Source organism: Sphingomonas sp. 4RDLI-65, assembly GCF_049472435.1.
Taxonomy (GTDB): domain Bacteria; phylum Pseudomonadota; class Alphaproteobacteria; order Sphingomonadales; family Sphingomonadaceae; genus Sphingomonas.
This window is the reverse complement of sequence record NZ_JBCEBT010000001.1, coordinates 369,600-383,542: the sequence shown is the minus strand read 5'-3', so window position 1 is coordinate 383,542 and position 13,943 is coordinate 369,600. Positions and strand designations below refer to the sequence as shown.

At 66.6% G+C, this 13,943-nt stretch carries 13 protein-coding genes; 8 read left to right on the top strand and 5 right to left on the bottom strand.

Annotated elements, in window-relative coordinates; genetic code table 11:
- The first annotated feature begins 1 nt into the window (after window position 1).
- The 4 genes from VH567_RS01490 (at window position 2) to VH567_RS01475 (ending at window position 3,519) form a co-directional block, all read left to right on the top strand.
- Window positions 2-733: a biotin--[acetyl-CoA-carboxylase] ligase gene (locus tag VH567_RS01490; RefSeq protein WP_423323656.1), complete on the top strand. Its 732-nt coding sequence runs from the start codon at window positions 2-4 to the stop codon at window positions 731-733.
- Window positions 734-743: 10 nt separating this feature from the next.
- On the top strand, window positions 744-1,532 hold the full coding sequence (locus tag VH567_RS01485; RefSeq protein WP_423322574.1) for a type III pantothenate kinase: 789 nt from the start codon (window positions 744-746) through the stop codon (window positions 1,530-1,532).
- A gap of 63 nt (window positions 1,533-1,595) precedes the next feature.
- Window positions 1,596-3,233 (top strand): ribonuclease J, encoded by a 1,638-nt coding sequence (locus VH567_RS01480; RefSeq protein ID WP_423322572.1) that lies wholly within the window; start codon window positions 1,596-1,598, stop codon window positions 3,231-3,233.
- Window positions 3,234-3,237: 4 nt separating this feature from the next.
- Entirely contained in the window at window positions 3,238-3,519 is a 282-nt protein-coding gene (locus VH567_RS01475) for a DUF1467 family protein (protein WP_423322570.1), read from the top strand.
- Between the two features lie 149 nt (window positions 3,520-3,668).
- Here VH567_RS01475 and VH567_RS01470 read toward each other — a convergent pair whose 3' ends face one another.
- Both VH567_RS01470 and VH567_RS01465 read right to left on the bottom strand, forming a co-directional pair.
- The gene (locus VH567_RS01470) at window positions 3,669-4,448 is read right to left on the bottom strand and encodes an SDR family oxidoreductase (protein ID WP_423322568.1); all 780 of its coding nucleotides are present in this window, start codon (window positions 4,446-4,448) and stop codon (window positions 3,669-3,671) included.
- Between the two features lie 101 nt (window positions 4,449-4,549).
- Window positions 4,550-6,757, bottom strand: coding sequence for a hypothetical protein (locus VH567_RS01465; protein WP_423322566.1), 2,208 nt, complete (start codon window positions 6,755-6,757; stop codon window positions 4,550-4,552).
- A 181-nt stretch (window positions 6,758-6,938) separates the two neighbouring features.
- Between VH567_RS01465 and VH567_RS01460 the strand changes: the two genes are divergently transcribed.
- From VH567_RS01460 to VH567_RS01445, 4 genes are all read left to right on the top strand, one after another.
- Window positions 6,939-7,232: an Hpt domain-containing protein gene (locus VH567_RS01460; RefSeq protein ID WP_423323653.1), complete on the top strand. Its 294-nt coding sequence runs from the start codon at window positions 6,939-6,941 to the stop codon at window positions 7,230-7,232.
- Between the two features lie 79 nt (window positions 7,233-7,311).
- A complete protein-coding gene (locus tag VH567_RS01455) occupies window positions 7,312-8,493 on the top strand; it encodes a hypothetical protein (RefSeq protein WP_423322564.1) in 1,182 nt (393 codons plus the stop codon).
- A 56-nt stretch (window positions 8,494-8,549) separates the two neighbouring features.
- Complete coding sequence (locus VH567_RS01450; RefSeq protein WP_423322562.1) at window positions 8,550-9,629, top strand: DUF2336 domain-containing protein; 1,080 nt, start codon at window positions 8,550-8,552, stop codon at window positions 9,627-9,629.
- Window positions 9,626-11,017: a sensor histidine kinase gene (locus VH567_RS01445; RefSeq protein ID WP_423322560.1), complete on the top strand. Its 1,392-nt coding sequence runs from the start codon at window positions 9,626-9,628 to the stop codon at window positions 11,015-11,017. Before VH567_RS01450 ends, VH567_RS01445 begins: the two co-directional genes overlap by 4 nt.
- Here the strand turns inward: VH567_RS01445 and VH567_RS01440 are convergent.
- From VH567_RS01440 to gltX, 3 genes are read right to left on the bottom strand one after another with little or no spacing between them, the layout of a single operon-like run.
- Window positions 10,979-11,182, bottom strand: coding sequence for a hypothetical protein (locus VH567_RS01440; protein WP_107962026.1), 204 nt, complete (start codon window positions 11,180-11,182; stop codon window positions 10,979-10,981). The two genes, VH567_RS01445 and VH567_RS01440, sit on opposite strands and share 39 nt — an antisense overlap.
- Window positions 11,182-12,465 (bottom strand): citrate synthase, encoded by a 1,284-nt coding sequence (locus VH567_RS01435; protein WP_056048581.1) that lies wholly within the window; start codon window positions 12,463-12,465, stop codon window positions 11,182-11,184. Before VH567_RS01435 ends, VH567_RS01440 begins: the two co-directional genes overlap by 1 nt.
- Window positions 12,466-12,490: 25 nt before the next feature.
- Window positions 12,491-13,921, bottom strand: a complete 1,431-nt coding sequence (gltX, locus tag VH567_RS01430) for a glutamate--tRNA ligase (RefSeq protein ID WP_423322557.1) — start codon at window positions 13,919-13,921, stop codon at window positions 12,491-12,493.
- Between the last annotated feature and the right edge of the window lie 22 nt (window positions 13,922-13,943).

Here is a 13,943-nt window from a genome sequence, read left to right as displayed (position 1 = left end):
CATCATCCGCACCGTCGCGGAGACAGGATCGACCAACGCCGACCTGCTGGAGCTTGCACGCGGCGGTGCCAAAGACGGTCTCTGGTTGCGCGCGATCCGGCAGACGGCGGGACGGGGGCGGCTCGGGCGCGAATGGTCGTCGTCCGAGGGTAACCTTTACGCCAGCACGCTGGTCCGGTTGCGGCCGAACGATCCGCCTGCGGCCAGCCTTGCGCTGGTCGCTGCGGTTGCCTTGCAGGAAGCCGTCTCTACCTTCCTTGTCGCCGGGATCTGCCAGGGCACGACCGACGCGAGCGAAACGCTCGTCCTGAAATGGCCGAACGACCTGTTGCTCGCGGACGCTAAGCTCTCGGGCATCCTGCTCGAACGCGCGGATGACGCAGTGATCGTCGGCTACGGCGTCAACATCGCGCATCATCCGGATTTGCCCGACCGCCTAACGACGGATCTGGCCGCGCACGGTGTGGTGGTCGATCCCGCGATGTTCCTCGACATTCTCGCCGACAGTTTCACGCGCTGGATCGGCCGTTGGCGCACCGAGGGCATTGCGCCCGTCCGCGAGCGTTGGGTCGATTGTGCACACCCCGCCGGGACCGCGCTGACCGCCCGGCTTCCCGATGGCAGCGGGATCGACGGCCTGTTCGTCGGGCTCGACACCGACGGCGCGCTGATCCTCCGCTTGGCGTCTGGCGAGCGGCGTGTCATTCACGCTGCCGACGTCTTCCTGCTTTGAGGCCCCGCTGATGCTGCTCGCGATCGATGCCGGCAATACCAATGTCGTGTTCGCGCTTGTTCGCCAGAACGAGGGGCACGGCGAGATCGTAGCGCGCTGGCGGATCGCGACCGATCCGCGGCGGACGGCGGACGAATATGCGGTGTGGTTGAGCCAGCTGATGCAGCTCGGCGGGCATGATCGTACCGCGGTCGAGGGTGTGATCGTCGCCACCGTCGTCCCGCGCGCGCTGCACAATCTCCAGGTGCTCGCGTCGAAATACTTCAACACCGAAGCACTGATCGCCGGCCATGCGCCGGTCGAATGGGGCATTGCGATCGACGTCGACGAGCCCGCCTCGCTCGGTGCCGATCGTGCGGTCAACACGATCGCGGCGCACGCGCTGCATCCCGGCGACCTGATCGTGATCGATTTCGGCACCGCGACCACCTTCGACGTCGTCGACTATAGCGGCGCGTACAAGGGCGGGATCATCGCGCCGGGGATCAACCTGTCGCTCGACGCGCTGGTGACCGCCGCGGCGAAACTCCCGCGGATCGCGATCGAGGCACCGACCGATACCAGCGTGATCGGGCTCAACACCGTCTCGCAGATGCACATCGGCATCTATTGGGGCTATGTCGCGATGATCGAGGGGCTGGTCGCGCGGATGAAGCGCGAGATCGGCCGACCCGTGAAGGTCGTCGCCACCGGCGGGCTTGCCACATTATTCGAGAAACAGACCGACGTGTTCGACGTCATCGAAGCCGACCTGACGATCCAGGGGCTGGCGATGATGTGGGATCGTCACCATATCTAGGGCCATTGGGCTCGCGCCGACCGGCCTGCGGGCCATATTCCTGTATAATCCTGAAAGTATTCAATGACTCCGAAGAACGAACTCCTTTTCTGTGGCCTTGGCGGCTCCGGCGAAATCGGCATGAACGTCAACCTGTACGGCTGCCAGGGCAAGTGGGTGATGGTCGATCTCGGCATCACCTTCGCCGATCCGCAATATCCCGGCGTCGACGTGATCCTGCCCGATTTGTCCTTCATCGAGGACCGGATTGACGACCTGCTCGGCATCGTCATCACGCACGGCCATGAGGATCATATCGGCTCGCTGCCGTATCTCGCCGAAGACCTCGGCGTGCCGATCTACGCGACGCCGTTCACGATGGGCCTGATCCGCGGCAAGCTCGAGGAAGAGGGCATCGCCAACCGCGTGAAGCTCAAGATGATCCCGATGGGCGGCAATTTCCAGCTCGGGCCGTTCGGCTTCACCTTCGTCGAGATGTCGCATTCGATCCCCGAGGCGAACGCGCTGCTGATCGACACGCCCTATGGTCGCGTGTTCCACACCGGCGACTGGAAGCTCGATGCCAACCCGGTGATCGGCAACCCGACCAAGCCCGAGGGCTTCATGGCGATCGGCGACAAGGGCGTCGACGTGCTGGTCTGCGATTCGACCAACATCTTCAACACCACCGCGTCGGGCAGCGAGAGCACCGTCCGCAAGGGGCTGTTCGAGGAGGTCAGCAAGGCCAAGGGCCGGGTGATGATCACCAGCTTCGCGTCGAACGCGGCGCGTCTGCACACGTTCGGCGAAGTCGCGAAGGAAACCGGGCGCAAGCTGTGCGTGACTGGCCGCTCGCTCGACCGGATCATCAAGGTCGCGCGCGCGACGGGCTATCTGAAGGATTTCCCCGACACGATCAGCCCCGACGAGGCGATGCGCCTGCCCAAGAACAAGGTGCTGATCATCGCCACCGGCGGTCAGGGCGAGGAGCGCGCGGCGCTCGCACGCGTCGCGAACGGCAGCCACACGATCACGCTCGAAGCCGACGATACGGTGATCTTCTCGTCGAAGCAGATTCCGGGCAACGAGGTCCAGATCGGTCGCATCCAGAACACGCTGGCGGCCAAGGGCATCCGCATGATCACCGAGCGTCAGGCGCACGTCCATGTGTCGGGTCACCCGGGTCAGCCCGAACTCGCGCAGATGTACGACTGGCTCCGGCCCGACGTGCTGGTGCCGACGCACGGCGAGATGCGCCACATGATGGAACATGCGCGCTTTGGGCTCGAGCAGGGCATTCCGCGCGCGATCGTGCAGAGCAACGGCGACATCATTCGTCTGGCGCCCAAGGGTCCGGCGAAGATCGGCAATGCGACGGTCGGGCGTCTCGTGCTTGACGGCGATGTGATCCTGCCGGCGGACGGCGCGACGCTGAGCGAGCGGCGCAAGCTGGCGATCAACGGCCAGATTTCGGTCGGTGTCGCGCTCGGCAAGGATGGCCGGATGGTCGGCCAGCCGCAGGTCCGCGTGCAGGGTGTGCCGGTCGAGGAAGACCGCGCGGCATTCATCGCCGATGCGGTCCAGGCGGCGGCCGATACGGTACGCGGCGGCAAGCGCGAGAGCGAGAAGATGCGCGAGCAGATCCGTCTCGCGGTGCGCAAGGTCGCCAAGCGCTGGACCGGCAAGCAGCCGATCGTCGACGTGCTGCTGATCGAGGGCTGATCGGATGCGCTGGACCTCGGCACTCGCGATCTACGTCCTGTTCTGGTCGTTCTCGGTGTTCCTGGTCCTGCCGTTCGGTGTGAAGACAACGCGAGAAGTCGGGGGCGAACACGTCCCCGGCCAAGCCGAGAGCGCGCCGCACGAGTTTCGCTCGGGGCGGACGGCGTGGCGGGTGACGGTGGTGGCGACGGTGTTGTTCGTGCTGTTCGAGCTGAACTATGCCTACGGGTGGATCACGCCGCAGAGCGTCGACCTGTTCGACCGCGGCAACATGGTCACGCGCTGAGGGGCGGTCTCACGATCCTCCCCCGCAAGGGGGAGGTGGCACCGAAGTTGACGGAGGGGGGGACACGGAACAGAGGTTCCTTTACCTCCCCCTCCGTCTGGCAAGTGCCAGCCACCTCCCCCTTGCGGGGGAGGATCATGGGAGGACAATTACCCCGGCGACGCGGCCGACCCTGCCAGCAAGCCACCATCGATATTAATCTCCGTCCCCGTGATATACGTCGCTTCGTCCGACGCGAGCATCACCGCGACCGCGGCGACCTCGTTGGGCATCCCAAACCGCTTCAACGGCGTATCCGCCACCAGCGCAGCCATCCGCGCCTCCCGCTCGGGCCCATCCCCCAGCATAGGTTCCCAGATCGGCGTCAGGATCGCCGCCGGATGCACCGAGTTGCAGCGGATCTTCCACCCCTGCTGCGCGCAATACAGCGCCACCGTCTTGCTGTGATTGCGGATCGCGGCCTTCGACGACGCATACGCCGCAGCGAGGGGAATGCCGACCAGCCCTGACCGCGACGAGATGTTGATGATCGAACCGGTCCCCGCGACCTTCATCGCGCCGATCGCATAGCGGCAGCCGAGGAACTTGCCGTCCAGATTGACTGCATGGACCGCACGCCAGTCCGCCAAACTGGCATGTTCGGGATCATGCGCGACCATGCCGTGTTCGAAACCGGTCACGCCGGCATTGTTGACCACCACGTCGGCGACCGGAACGATCTCCGACAGTCGTTGCCAATCCGCTTCTTCGCGGACGTCCAGCTTTTCGAACCGGCAGCCGATTGCGGCGGCAGTCTCTGCGCCGGCGGTTTCGTCGATATCGGTGACGATGACGATGGCGCCCTCGTCATGGAAGCGCTCGGCGATCGCGCAGCCAATGCCGCGTGCTGCGCCGGTGACGACGCAAATCTTACCATTCAGTCTTGGCATGCAAGCCTCGATTATGAGTCCGGTCGGCGGATTGCTCCGCTGGCGAGGGCCGCGTCAGCGGTGCCGCTGGATCATTTCGAGAACTCCTATTCGGTCTGGGCTCAGCGCAACCGTTCGATTGCCTGCGCGAGGGCCACATACAGTTTGCCCATATCCGACGACAGCAACGTCACCCCAAGCGGCGACCCATCGCGTTGCGTCAGGATCGCGCGGAGCATCGCTTCGAAGTCGTGGATGTAGCGGTTCACCATCTCGCGGAACGCTTCGTCGTCGTCGTAGAGACCGGCGATCTCGCGCACTTCGCTGGCGTCGAGAATTCGGACGGCGCGGCGCGTAAAGACGCCGCGGTCTCCCTTGAGATACGCACCCCAGGCACTGTCGGAGATTTCCGGGGCGATCGCCTTGGTGATGTCGATCGAGGCGGAGTTGAGCGATTCGATCAGCAGCGAGACGCGGCGGGCGAAGGTATCGCGGTCCGCTTCGTCGCGTTCGGTCTGCGCTTCCTGGATACGGGTTTCGACGATCGCGGTCTGGTCGACGATCGCCTGGACTTCGCGTGCGAGCCGCTCGGTCGCGCCGGTGGCGGCATCGACGGCCGCATCGGTGGCGTCGGTGAGCGCCTTGACCTGCCGCTCCACCGTGTCGTTGGTTGCGCGGCGCATCGCGTCGGCGCTCGCGGCGCCGAGCGCGGCTGCGGCTTCGGGGATGACCTTAGACAGCGTCTCGCGTGCCTTGTCGGCGGCGACCGCGGCGGTTTCGCGGACGCGGTGGAGTGCCTCGATCAACTGCGGCGCGGCGTCTTCGGCGAAATGCTGCGTACGGCCGATCGCCTCGTCGACCATCTGCCCGAGCGCATCGGCCTTCGCGCGACCGGTGTTGAGCGTGTTGAGCAGGTCGGTGGACAGCGTATCGAGCACCAAGCGCTGTTCGCCGATGACGCCAGCGATCGCCTCGATCGCGTCGTGCGTGCTCTCCGCTGCGGTGACCAGCGCGAGCAGTTCGGGCCGGGCCGAGACGACGATGCTCTTGCTGGCGAGGACGTGCGAATCGAGCCGGCCGAGCGCCTCGGGCATCGTCTCGTCGATTTCCCGCGCAGCGGCATCGAGCGCGACCAGAAGCGTCTCGGTCGTCGTGATCGTGCGGTGCGCCATCTCGTCGCCGGTGCGCAGCGCCTCGGTCATCGCGTCGGCCGAGCCGCCCAGCGCGCTGATCGACGCGGCGAGGCCCTGGGTGCGCTCGGTGCCGTGGCGGTGGAGAGTCTCGATCCGCGCCTCGACTTCGCCAAGCCCGGTGTGAAGGTCGTCGACGATCCGCTCGCCGGCGTTGCGTTGCAGGTCGAGGCGGATGGCGACGCGTTCGATCGCGTCCTCGACGGTGGCGATGCGGCGGGCGAGCGCTTCGGCGCTGTCGCGGGCGGCGGTGTCGAGCGCAGCCTGGTTCGCGCCGACCATCGCCAGCATCGCGTCGCCCTGCGCGGCGATGCCCTTGCGCGCTTCGTCGACCGCGTCTGCGGTGCGGTTGAGCAGCGCGTCGACCGCGCCGGACATGCCGTCGGTGACCGACTCGAGATGCGCGCCCGCGGTCTGGCTGGTCGCTTCCATGCGGACGATGTGCGCGGCGAGACGCTGTGCCGCGCCGCTCGCCATCGTGTCGGCATCGCGGCCGCGCTCGGCGAGCGCCACGATCTGCGCGTCGAGCGCTGCTGCGTGTTCGCTCGCCGAAAGCCCGGTGCGTTCGAGCCGCTTGGCGACGTCGTCGATATCCGCCTGCGCACGGGGGAGGGTGGCGATCAACACGCCGAGGCTGGTCTGTGCGCCCGCGGTCGAGGTGGCGAGGTTGCGCGCGTGCGCGGCGGCCTGGTCGATTTCGGACACCATGCCGCGGCCGATCGCGGCGAGCTGCTCGGTCGCCCCGCCGCCCATCGCCATCAGTGCGTCGAGTTGCTGGGCGAGTTGCACGCGGTTGGCGTCGATCGTGTTCGACAGCGCGGCGACGGTGCGTTCCAGGCTCGCGGCTTCGTCGCGCATCGCCTGCGCGGTGATGCCGAACCGGTGCGCCTCGGCGCGGCTGGTCCGCATCGCGAGCAGCCAGACGATGCCGACGAGCGCGGGGACGATGCAGAGTGCGGCGATGAACTGGACCAGCGCGACCGGCTCGATTCCGCCGAGCGAACCGCGTGCGATCCAGAGCATTGTGGCGAGCCAGACCACCACGATTGCAATGGCGATGCCGGCCAATACCGGGCCGCGCTCGCGTGCAGGCTCTTGATAAACCTCGTCGAAGTGCGATTCAGTGACGGTTTCGGACATGTTTTCTATCACCGGATCCATCACGATGTCCGCGCGAATGGGATGGGCATTGCCTGCCGTCGCGCGAAACCCGATCATTGACGAACCCCCGTTCATGAGCTGTTGAGGTACCACGAAACGCGGTCGGACAAAACGCATAGTGCAATCTTCTCTTAAGCATCCGTCCGGTAAGCAGGGCGACATGGCGTATGATCCGGGGGCAATCGATGCGACGCTGGCAGCTGCGGTCGGCGACGAGCCTGCGCTGATCGCCGAACTGCGAATCGCATTCGTCGAGAGCGCCGAGCGCGCGTTGACGGCCATGACGCTCGCGACCGAGGTCGAGGAATGGCGCGTTGCCGCGTGGCGATTGAAGGGGCTGGCGGCAAGCTTCGGCGCGATCCGGCTGATGGCGCTCGTGACCAAGGTCGCGGAAGGCGATCCGCGCGATGCCGAGGGTTTGAAGACGCTGCGGCGTGCCATATCGCGCTTGTGACGCGGTTCCGGCCTTAGCGCAGGGCGGTTCGGCCGAACGCGGGCTTTGCAGGACGGCGCGTACCGCCTAACAGCCGCACATGCTTGCCGGCCTATTATTTGCAATTCACGACGCCGACGATCGACCCGATCGTCTGGCCGCGACGCTGCCGTTCAGCGGCGTCACGCTCATCGAATATCAGGCACGGTTGCTGATCGCGGCCGGCGTGGCGCAGGTGATCGTCGTCGTGACGCGGATGACGCCCGAACTGCTGGGCGCGATCAACCGGATCGGGCGGCGTGGAATCTCCGTCGATACGGTGCGCTCGGCGAGCGAGGCGGTCGAGAAACTGCATCCGCTCGCGCGCGTGCTGATGCTCGGCGACGGACTGGTGACGACCGAGGCTATCGTCAAGGCGATGGCGGGCGAGGAGGGCGATTGCCTGCTCGTCGTGCCGGAGGCCGATGCTGGGCCGGGCTTCGAACGCGTCGGCGGGCAGATGGCCTGGGCCGGGGTCGCGCGGCTGAGTTCGAGCCGGATCGCGGAGGTGGCGGGCCTGCCGCAGGATTACGATCTCCAGTCGTCGTTGTTGCGGTTCGCGGTGCAGTCGCGGGCGACGCAGGTGTTGCTGCCGACCGACGCCGTGCGCGGCGGGCACGGGATCGAGCGCCAGGCGCGGACGCTGGAGGAACGCGGTCGCGCGGTGCTGATGACGATCGTGTCGGGGCGGCGGGGCTGGTTCGACCGCTTCGTGCTCGCGCCGATCGCGCGACTGGCGCTACCGTTGCTGGTCGATCGCGGTGCGGCGGGGACGACCGTCGGTGCGGCAGGCCTGGCGTTGGGCGTGGCGGGGCTGGTGACGATCGGTTTCGGTCTGCCGTCCACCGGGCTCGTGACCGCGCTGGTCGGGTGTATCGCGCTCGCGCTCGGTTCGGTGTTGAGTGGACTGCGTGACGAAGAGCCGATGGCGCATGGCCAGATGCTGGCGATCGCCGGTGTCGTTGCGTCGGCGATCCTGGTCTTCGCATTTTTCGTCAGCGGTTACGCGGGTGAGAACACCGCGCTGGCGATCGGTACGGCGCTCGTGGCGATCGGCGGTCTGGCAGAGCGCGCTATCCCCGAACGCGAAAGGCAGCTCTGGTGGGGCAGTCCCACGGCGTATCTGCTCGTGGTGACGCTGTTCGCGCTGATCGGTTTTCCGGTGTTCGGACTGGGGCTGACCGCGGTCTATGCGACCGCTACGCTGGCGGCCGCAATCGAACGATTGCGTCGCGCGCCTTAGGCGGACCTTAACGACAGGGGGCTAAGCACGGGACCATGTCGGTCGGCCAAGACCCAGTGCGTGACGCTCCGCCGTCCTATGATGATCCCGTCGCGCGGGCTGAAACCGTGCGCCTGCGCGCGGAAACGCGGCTGGCGGGGACGATCGCCGACTTCTTCCTCGATGCGGATGCGCGGCTCGACGACCGGACTCGGCTGATGCTGGCGCACGTGCTCGGCGCGATCGTGGGTGCGATCGAATGGGATATTCGGCGGCATGCGGCACGGCTGCTGGCTGGGGACGGGTCGACGCGCGCAGGCGAGGCGATCCTCAAGGCGGGCGCGGGGGGCGTCGTCGAGCGGCTGACGCGCGCCGGGCTGCTCCGCGACGAAGAGTTGATGGACGAACTGATCGCGCGTGTGCGGCATGATCTGATCGCCGCGTCGCTGCCGGTCGAGGTGGCGGAGCCAGACGAGGCGAGCCTGCTCGTGCGGCTGGCCGGCGTGCCCGACAGCGTCGTGGCTTCGGCGGCATCGGCATTGCTGGCGGCGGAGAGCCGGCGTCGGGTTGCGAACGAACAGGGCTCGGCGGGCGGGAGCGAACTGCCGGCCGAACTGCATCACCGGCTGGTCTGGTGGGTGGCGGCGGCGATCCGCGATGGCTTGCGGCAAGCGACGCGCGAGAGCGACCGGGCAATTACCGATGCGGCGCAGCGCAGTCTTGCCGCGCATGACGAGGGTGAACGCCCAGACGCGGTGGCGATGCGGCTGGCGGCGGCGCTCGATGCGCGGCCCAATGAACTGGCCGCAGTGTTGGTCGAATCGATTGGCGATCGGCGGCTGTCGTTGTTCGTCGCGGTGCTGGCGCATGCGCTGGGAATCGCGTTCGACCAGGCGCGTTCGATCACGCTGGAACCCGAGGGCGACCGGCTGTGGCTGGCGTTGCGTGCGCTCGACATGGATCGGCCGACGATCGCCCGGATCGGCCTTGCACTGTCGGAAGCGGATCCACGGCGCGATATCGAGGCGTTTGCGGACGCTCTCGATGCGATCGTGGCGGTCGGTATCGAGGATGCGCGGGCGTCGATCGCACCATTGGCACTGAACCGCGATTTTCGGATGGCGTTGCGCGCGCTGGCGCGTACGGATCGGCGATGAGCGTGTTCGACCCATCGACCGAAAGCCCCATCGCGCACGCGATCGTCGCACCCGATGGCTCGCTGTCGTTCGCGGACCCGGCTTTGATCGCGCTCAACCAACGCGCTGGCGGGATGCGTGGCGCGCCGCTCGCGGTACCGCAACTCGCGACGATCGCGCGCTTGGCGCGGCGGCTGGGGATCGTCGTGTCGCGCGGCGTGGTGGTCGCCGACGACGAGACCGACGTGGATCTCTGGGTGCGTGCGCAACCGGATGGCGAGAATGTGCGGCTGACGGTCAGCGGCTGGCGCGAGATCGCCGCGTGGCGTCCGACCCGGCCCGCACCCGGTGCGCAGGATGATTTTATCGGCAGCGACACCGATTGGCGGTGGGAGACCGACTCCGCGCTAAGGCTGACGTTCGTGACGCTCGATGCCGGGCCGAAGCATGGTTTCGACGCGTTTGCGCTGCTCGGCCAGCCGCTGACGGCGATGTTCGCGCTCGATACCGGCACCGACGGGACGTTGCCGATTCTCGACTCGCTTGCCCGGCGCCGGCCGATGATCGCGCAACCGGCACGGCTGCGGAGTTCGGGGCGGGCGGTGACGCTGACCGCGACCGTGCGTCATGATGCTTCGGGGGATTTTGCCGGGTTCGTCGGCGCGGCACGGATGGTGGTCGACGATGTCGCGCCGGCCGCCGAGACCGCGACGCTGTCGCCGACCTTCACGAGCGGGCTCGACAAGGCGTTGCGCATTCCCCTCGCGCGGATCGTCGCGAATGCCGACAGCATCAACGCGCAGGCGGATGGTCCGGTGCAGGGCGATTACGCCGATTATGCGGCCGATATTGCGAGCGCCGGGCGCCATCTGCTCGAACTGGTCGATGACCTGGTCGATCTCCAAGCGGTCGAGCGGCCCGATTTCACGCTGGTCCCCGAGCCGATCGATCTCGCCGATGTCGCGCGTCGTGCCGCGGGGCTGTTGTCGGTCCGCGCGGCCAATGCCGATGTCACGATCGCGCGACCACCGGTCGACATGCGTGTGGCCGCGCTCGGCGATTTCCGCCGCGTGTTGCAGATTCTCGTCAACCTCGTCGGCAACGCGGTGCGCTATTCGCCGCGTGGCGCGCAGGTGATCGTCACCGTGACGCGCACCGAAAGCCACGCGGTCGTCGTGGTGGCGGACAAGGGCAAGGGCGTCGCGCCCGAGGATCAGATCCGGATCTTCGAGAAGTTCGAGCGCGTCGACCCGTCGGAGGCCGGCGGCAATGGGCTCGGCCTGTATATCGCACGGCGTCTCGCGCGGGCGATGCAGGGGGATCTCACGATCGAAAGCGCGCCCGGCGAAGGCGCGCGCTTCATCCTGACGTTACCGGCGGATCCGGCGCGCAACCAGGATCAGCGCTAAACCGAACGCGGCGAGGAATGCGCCGCGATCCGCCCATGGCCGCTGATCGAGCATGAAGCTCGACTGCGGCCAGTGGACGTATCCGAGCCCCTGACCGATCCAGAGCAGACCCATCAGCGCGCTGAGCACGCCGACGATCATCAGGATCGGCCGGAGCGTCTTCATTAGCGTGACGCCATCGGGACGTAATCACGCGCGGTCGGGCCGCTGTACAGCTGGCGCGGGCGGCCGATCTTCTGGTCGGGATCGGTGATCATCTCGTTCCATTGCGCGACCCAGCCGACGGTGCGGGCGAGCGCGAAGAGGACGGTGAACATCGAGGTCGGGAAGCCGATCGCCGACAGGATCACGCCCGAATAGAAATCGACGTTCGGGAACAGCTTCTTCTCGATGAAGTACGGATCGCTCAGCGCGAGACGCTCGAGTTCGATCGCGACGTCGAACACGGGGTCGGTGACGCCCAGTTCGCCGAGCACTTCCTTGACCGTCGTCTGCATGACGGCCGCGCGCGGATCGTAGTTCTTGTAGACGCGGTGGCCGAAGCCCATCAGGCGGAACGGATCGTTCTTGTCCTTGGCGCGGGCGATATACTCGGGGATGCGGTCGACGGTGCCGATCTCATGCAGCATGTTGAGCGCGGCTTCGTTCGCGCCGCCGTGCGCAGGGCCCCACAGGCAGGCGATGCCGGCCGCGATGCACGCGAACGGGTTGGCACCCGACGAACCGGCGAGACGGACGGTCGAGGTCGACGCGTTCTGCTCGTGATCGGCGTGAAGGATGAAGATGCGGTCCATCGCCTTTTCGACGATCGGGTTCACGACGTACTTCTCGGCAGGGACACCGAACGTCATCTTCAGGAAATTGCCGGTGTAGCTCAGCGTGTTGTCCGGATAGACGAACGGCTGGCCGACGCTGTACTTGTACGCCATCGCGGCGATCGTCGGCATCTTGGCGATCAGGCGATGCGACGCGATCACGCGCTGGGCCGGATCGTGGATGTCGGTCGAATCGTGGTAGAACGCCGAGAGTGCGCCGACGACGCCGCACAGGATCGCCATCGGATGCGCGTCGCGGCGGAAGCCACGGAAGAACTGCGCGAGCTGCTCGTGCACCATCGTGTGGCGCGTGATCGTGTTCGAGAAGTTGGCCAGCTCGTCTTCGCTCGGCAGTTCGCCGTTGAGCAGGAGGTAGGCGACTTCCATGAAGTTCGACTGTTCGGCTAGCTCGCCGATCGTGTAGCCGCGGTGCAGCAGCGTGCCTGCGTCACCATCGATATAGGTCAGCTTCGACTGGCACGATGCCGTCGAGGTGAAACCTGGATCATAGGTGAAATTATCCGTCTGCGCGTACAGCTTGCGGATATCGATGACATCGGGTCCGACCGTACCGGACATCACCGGATACTCGAAATCCTTGCCGTCGACCTTGAGGGTTGCGGTCTCGCTCATGCTTGTATCCTTCCTCGAAATCTTTTTAGCCAGCCATCCGGTCGGCGATCCGTCCCAGGCTCTCGTCGCGCCCGAGCAAATCGAGCACATCGAAGATCCCCGGCGACGTCTTGCGTCCCGTCAGCGCGGCGCGAAGCGGCTGTGCGACCTGGCCGAGCTTGACGCCCCGCGCTTCGGCCACGCGCCGTACCGCGCCTTCGAGCGCCTCCGTATCCCACGTGGCGAGCGCGTCAAGTTCGGCATGCGCGTTCGCCAAAATGACACTCGCTTCACCTTGCAAAAGGCTCGCTGCGGCGTCGTCCATCGCGAGCGGGCGCTGACTGAACAAGAAATTCGAGCCTTCGGCCAGCTCGTTCAGGTTTGCGGCACGTGGCTTCAGGACTGGCATTGCGCGAGTCAGAAGATCGAGTCCGCCGGTTGGCAGGTCATGGCCGAGGCGATCAGCGGCAAGCTGCGCCAGCCGCGCGTCGTCGGCTTCGCGGATGTAGTGACCGTTGAGATTCTCGAGCTTCTTCAGATCAAAGCGCGACGGTGACTTGCCGACGCCGGAAAGGTCGAACCATTCGACCGCCTGCTCGCGGCTGATGATCTCGTCGTCACCGTGACCCCAGCCGAGCCGGAGGAGGTAATTATCGAACGCCTCGGGCAGGATACCCATCTCGTCGCGATACGCTTCGATACCGACCGCGCCGTGACGCTTCGACAGCTTGGCGCCGTCGGGGCCGTGGATCAGCGGGATGTGCGCGTAGATCGGCTCGGGCCAGCCCATCGCGCGGTAGATCGGCAGCTGGCGGAACGCGTTGTTGAGGTGATCGTCGCCGCGGATGACGTGCGTGACCCCCATGTCGTGATCGTCGACCACGACCGCGAGCATGTAGGTCGGCGTGCCGTCGGAGCGGAGCAGGACGAGGTCGTCGATCTCTTCGTTCTTGACCGTGACAGACCCTTGCACGCGGTCCTCGATCGTGACGGCGCCTTCCTGAGGCGCGCGCAGGCGGACGACGTGGGGGAGGTTCGGAGCCTCGCTCTCGGGACGATCGCGCCACGGGCTGCGGATGCGGAGCGGCTTCTTCGCGGCCTGCGCCTCGGCGCGCATCGCGGCGATTTCCTCGGCGGTCATGTAGCAGCGATAGGCATGGCCGTTCGCGACCATCTCGTGCGCGACCTGCGCGTGGCGTTCGGCACCGGCGAACTGCATGACGACGTCGCCGTCCCAGTCGAGCCCGAGCCAGCGCATGCCGTCGATGATCGCGTCGATTGCCGGCTGGGTCGAGCGGACCCGGTCGGTATCCTCGATCCGCAGCAGGAATTTACCCCCGTTTGCTTTCGCGAACAGCCAGTTGAACAGCGCGGTGCGCGCGCCGCCAAGATGTAGGAACCCCGTCGGCGACGGAGCGAAACGGGTAACCACGGGTGCGGCCGAAGCGGCGGTGCCCGTATCAGATATTGCGCCCAACCGCGGGTGCTCCCAGACTGAT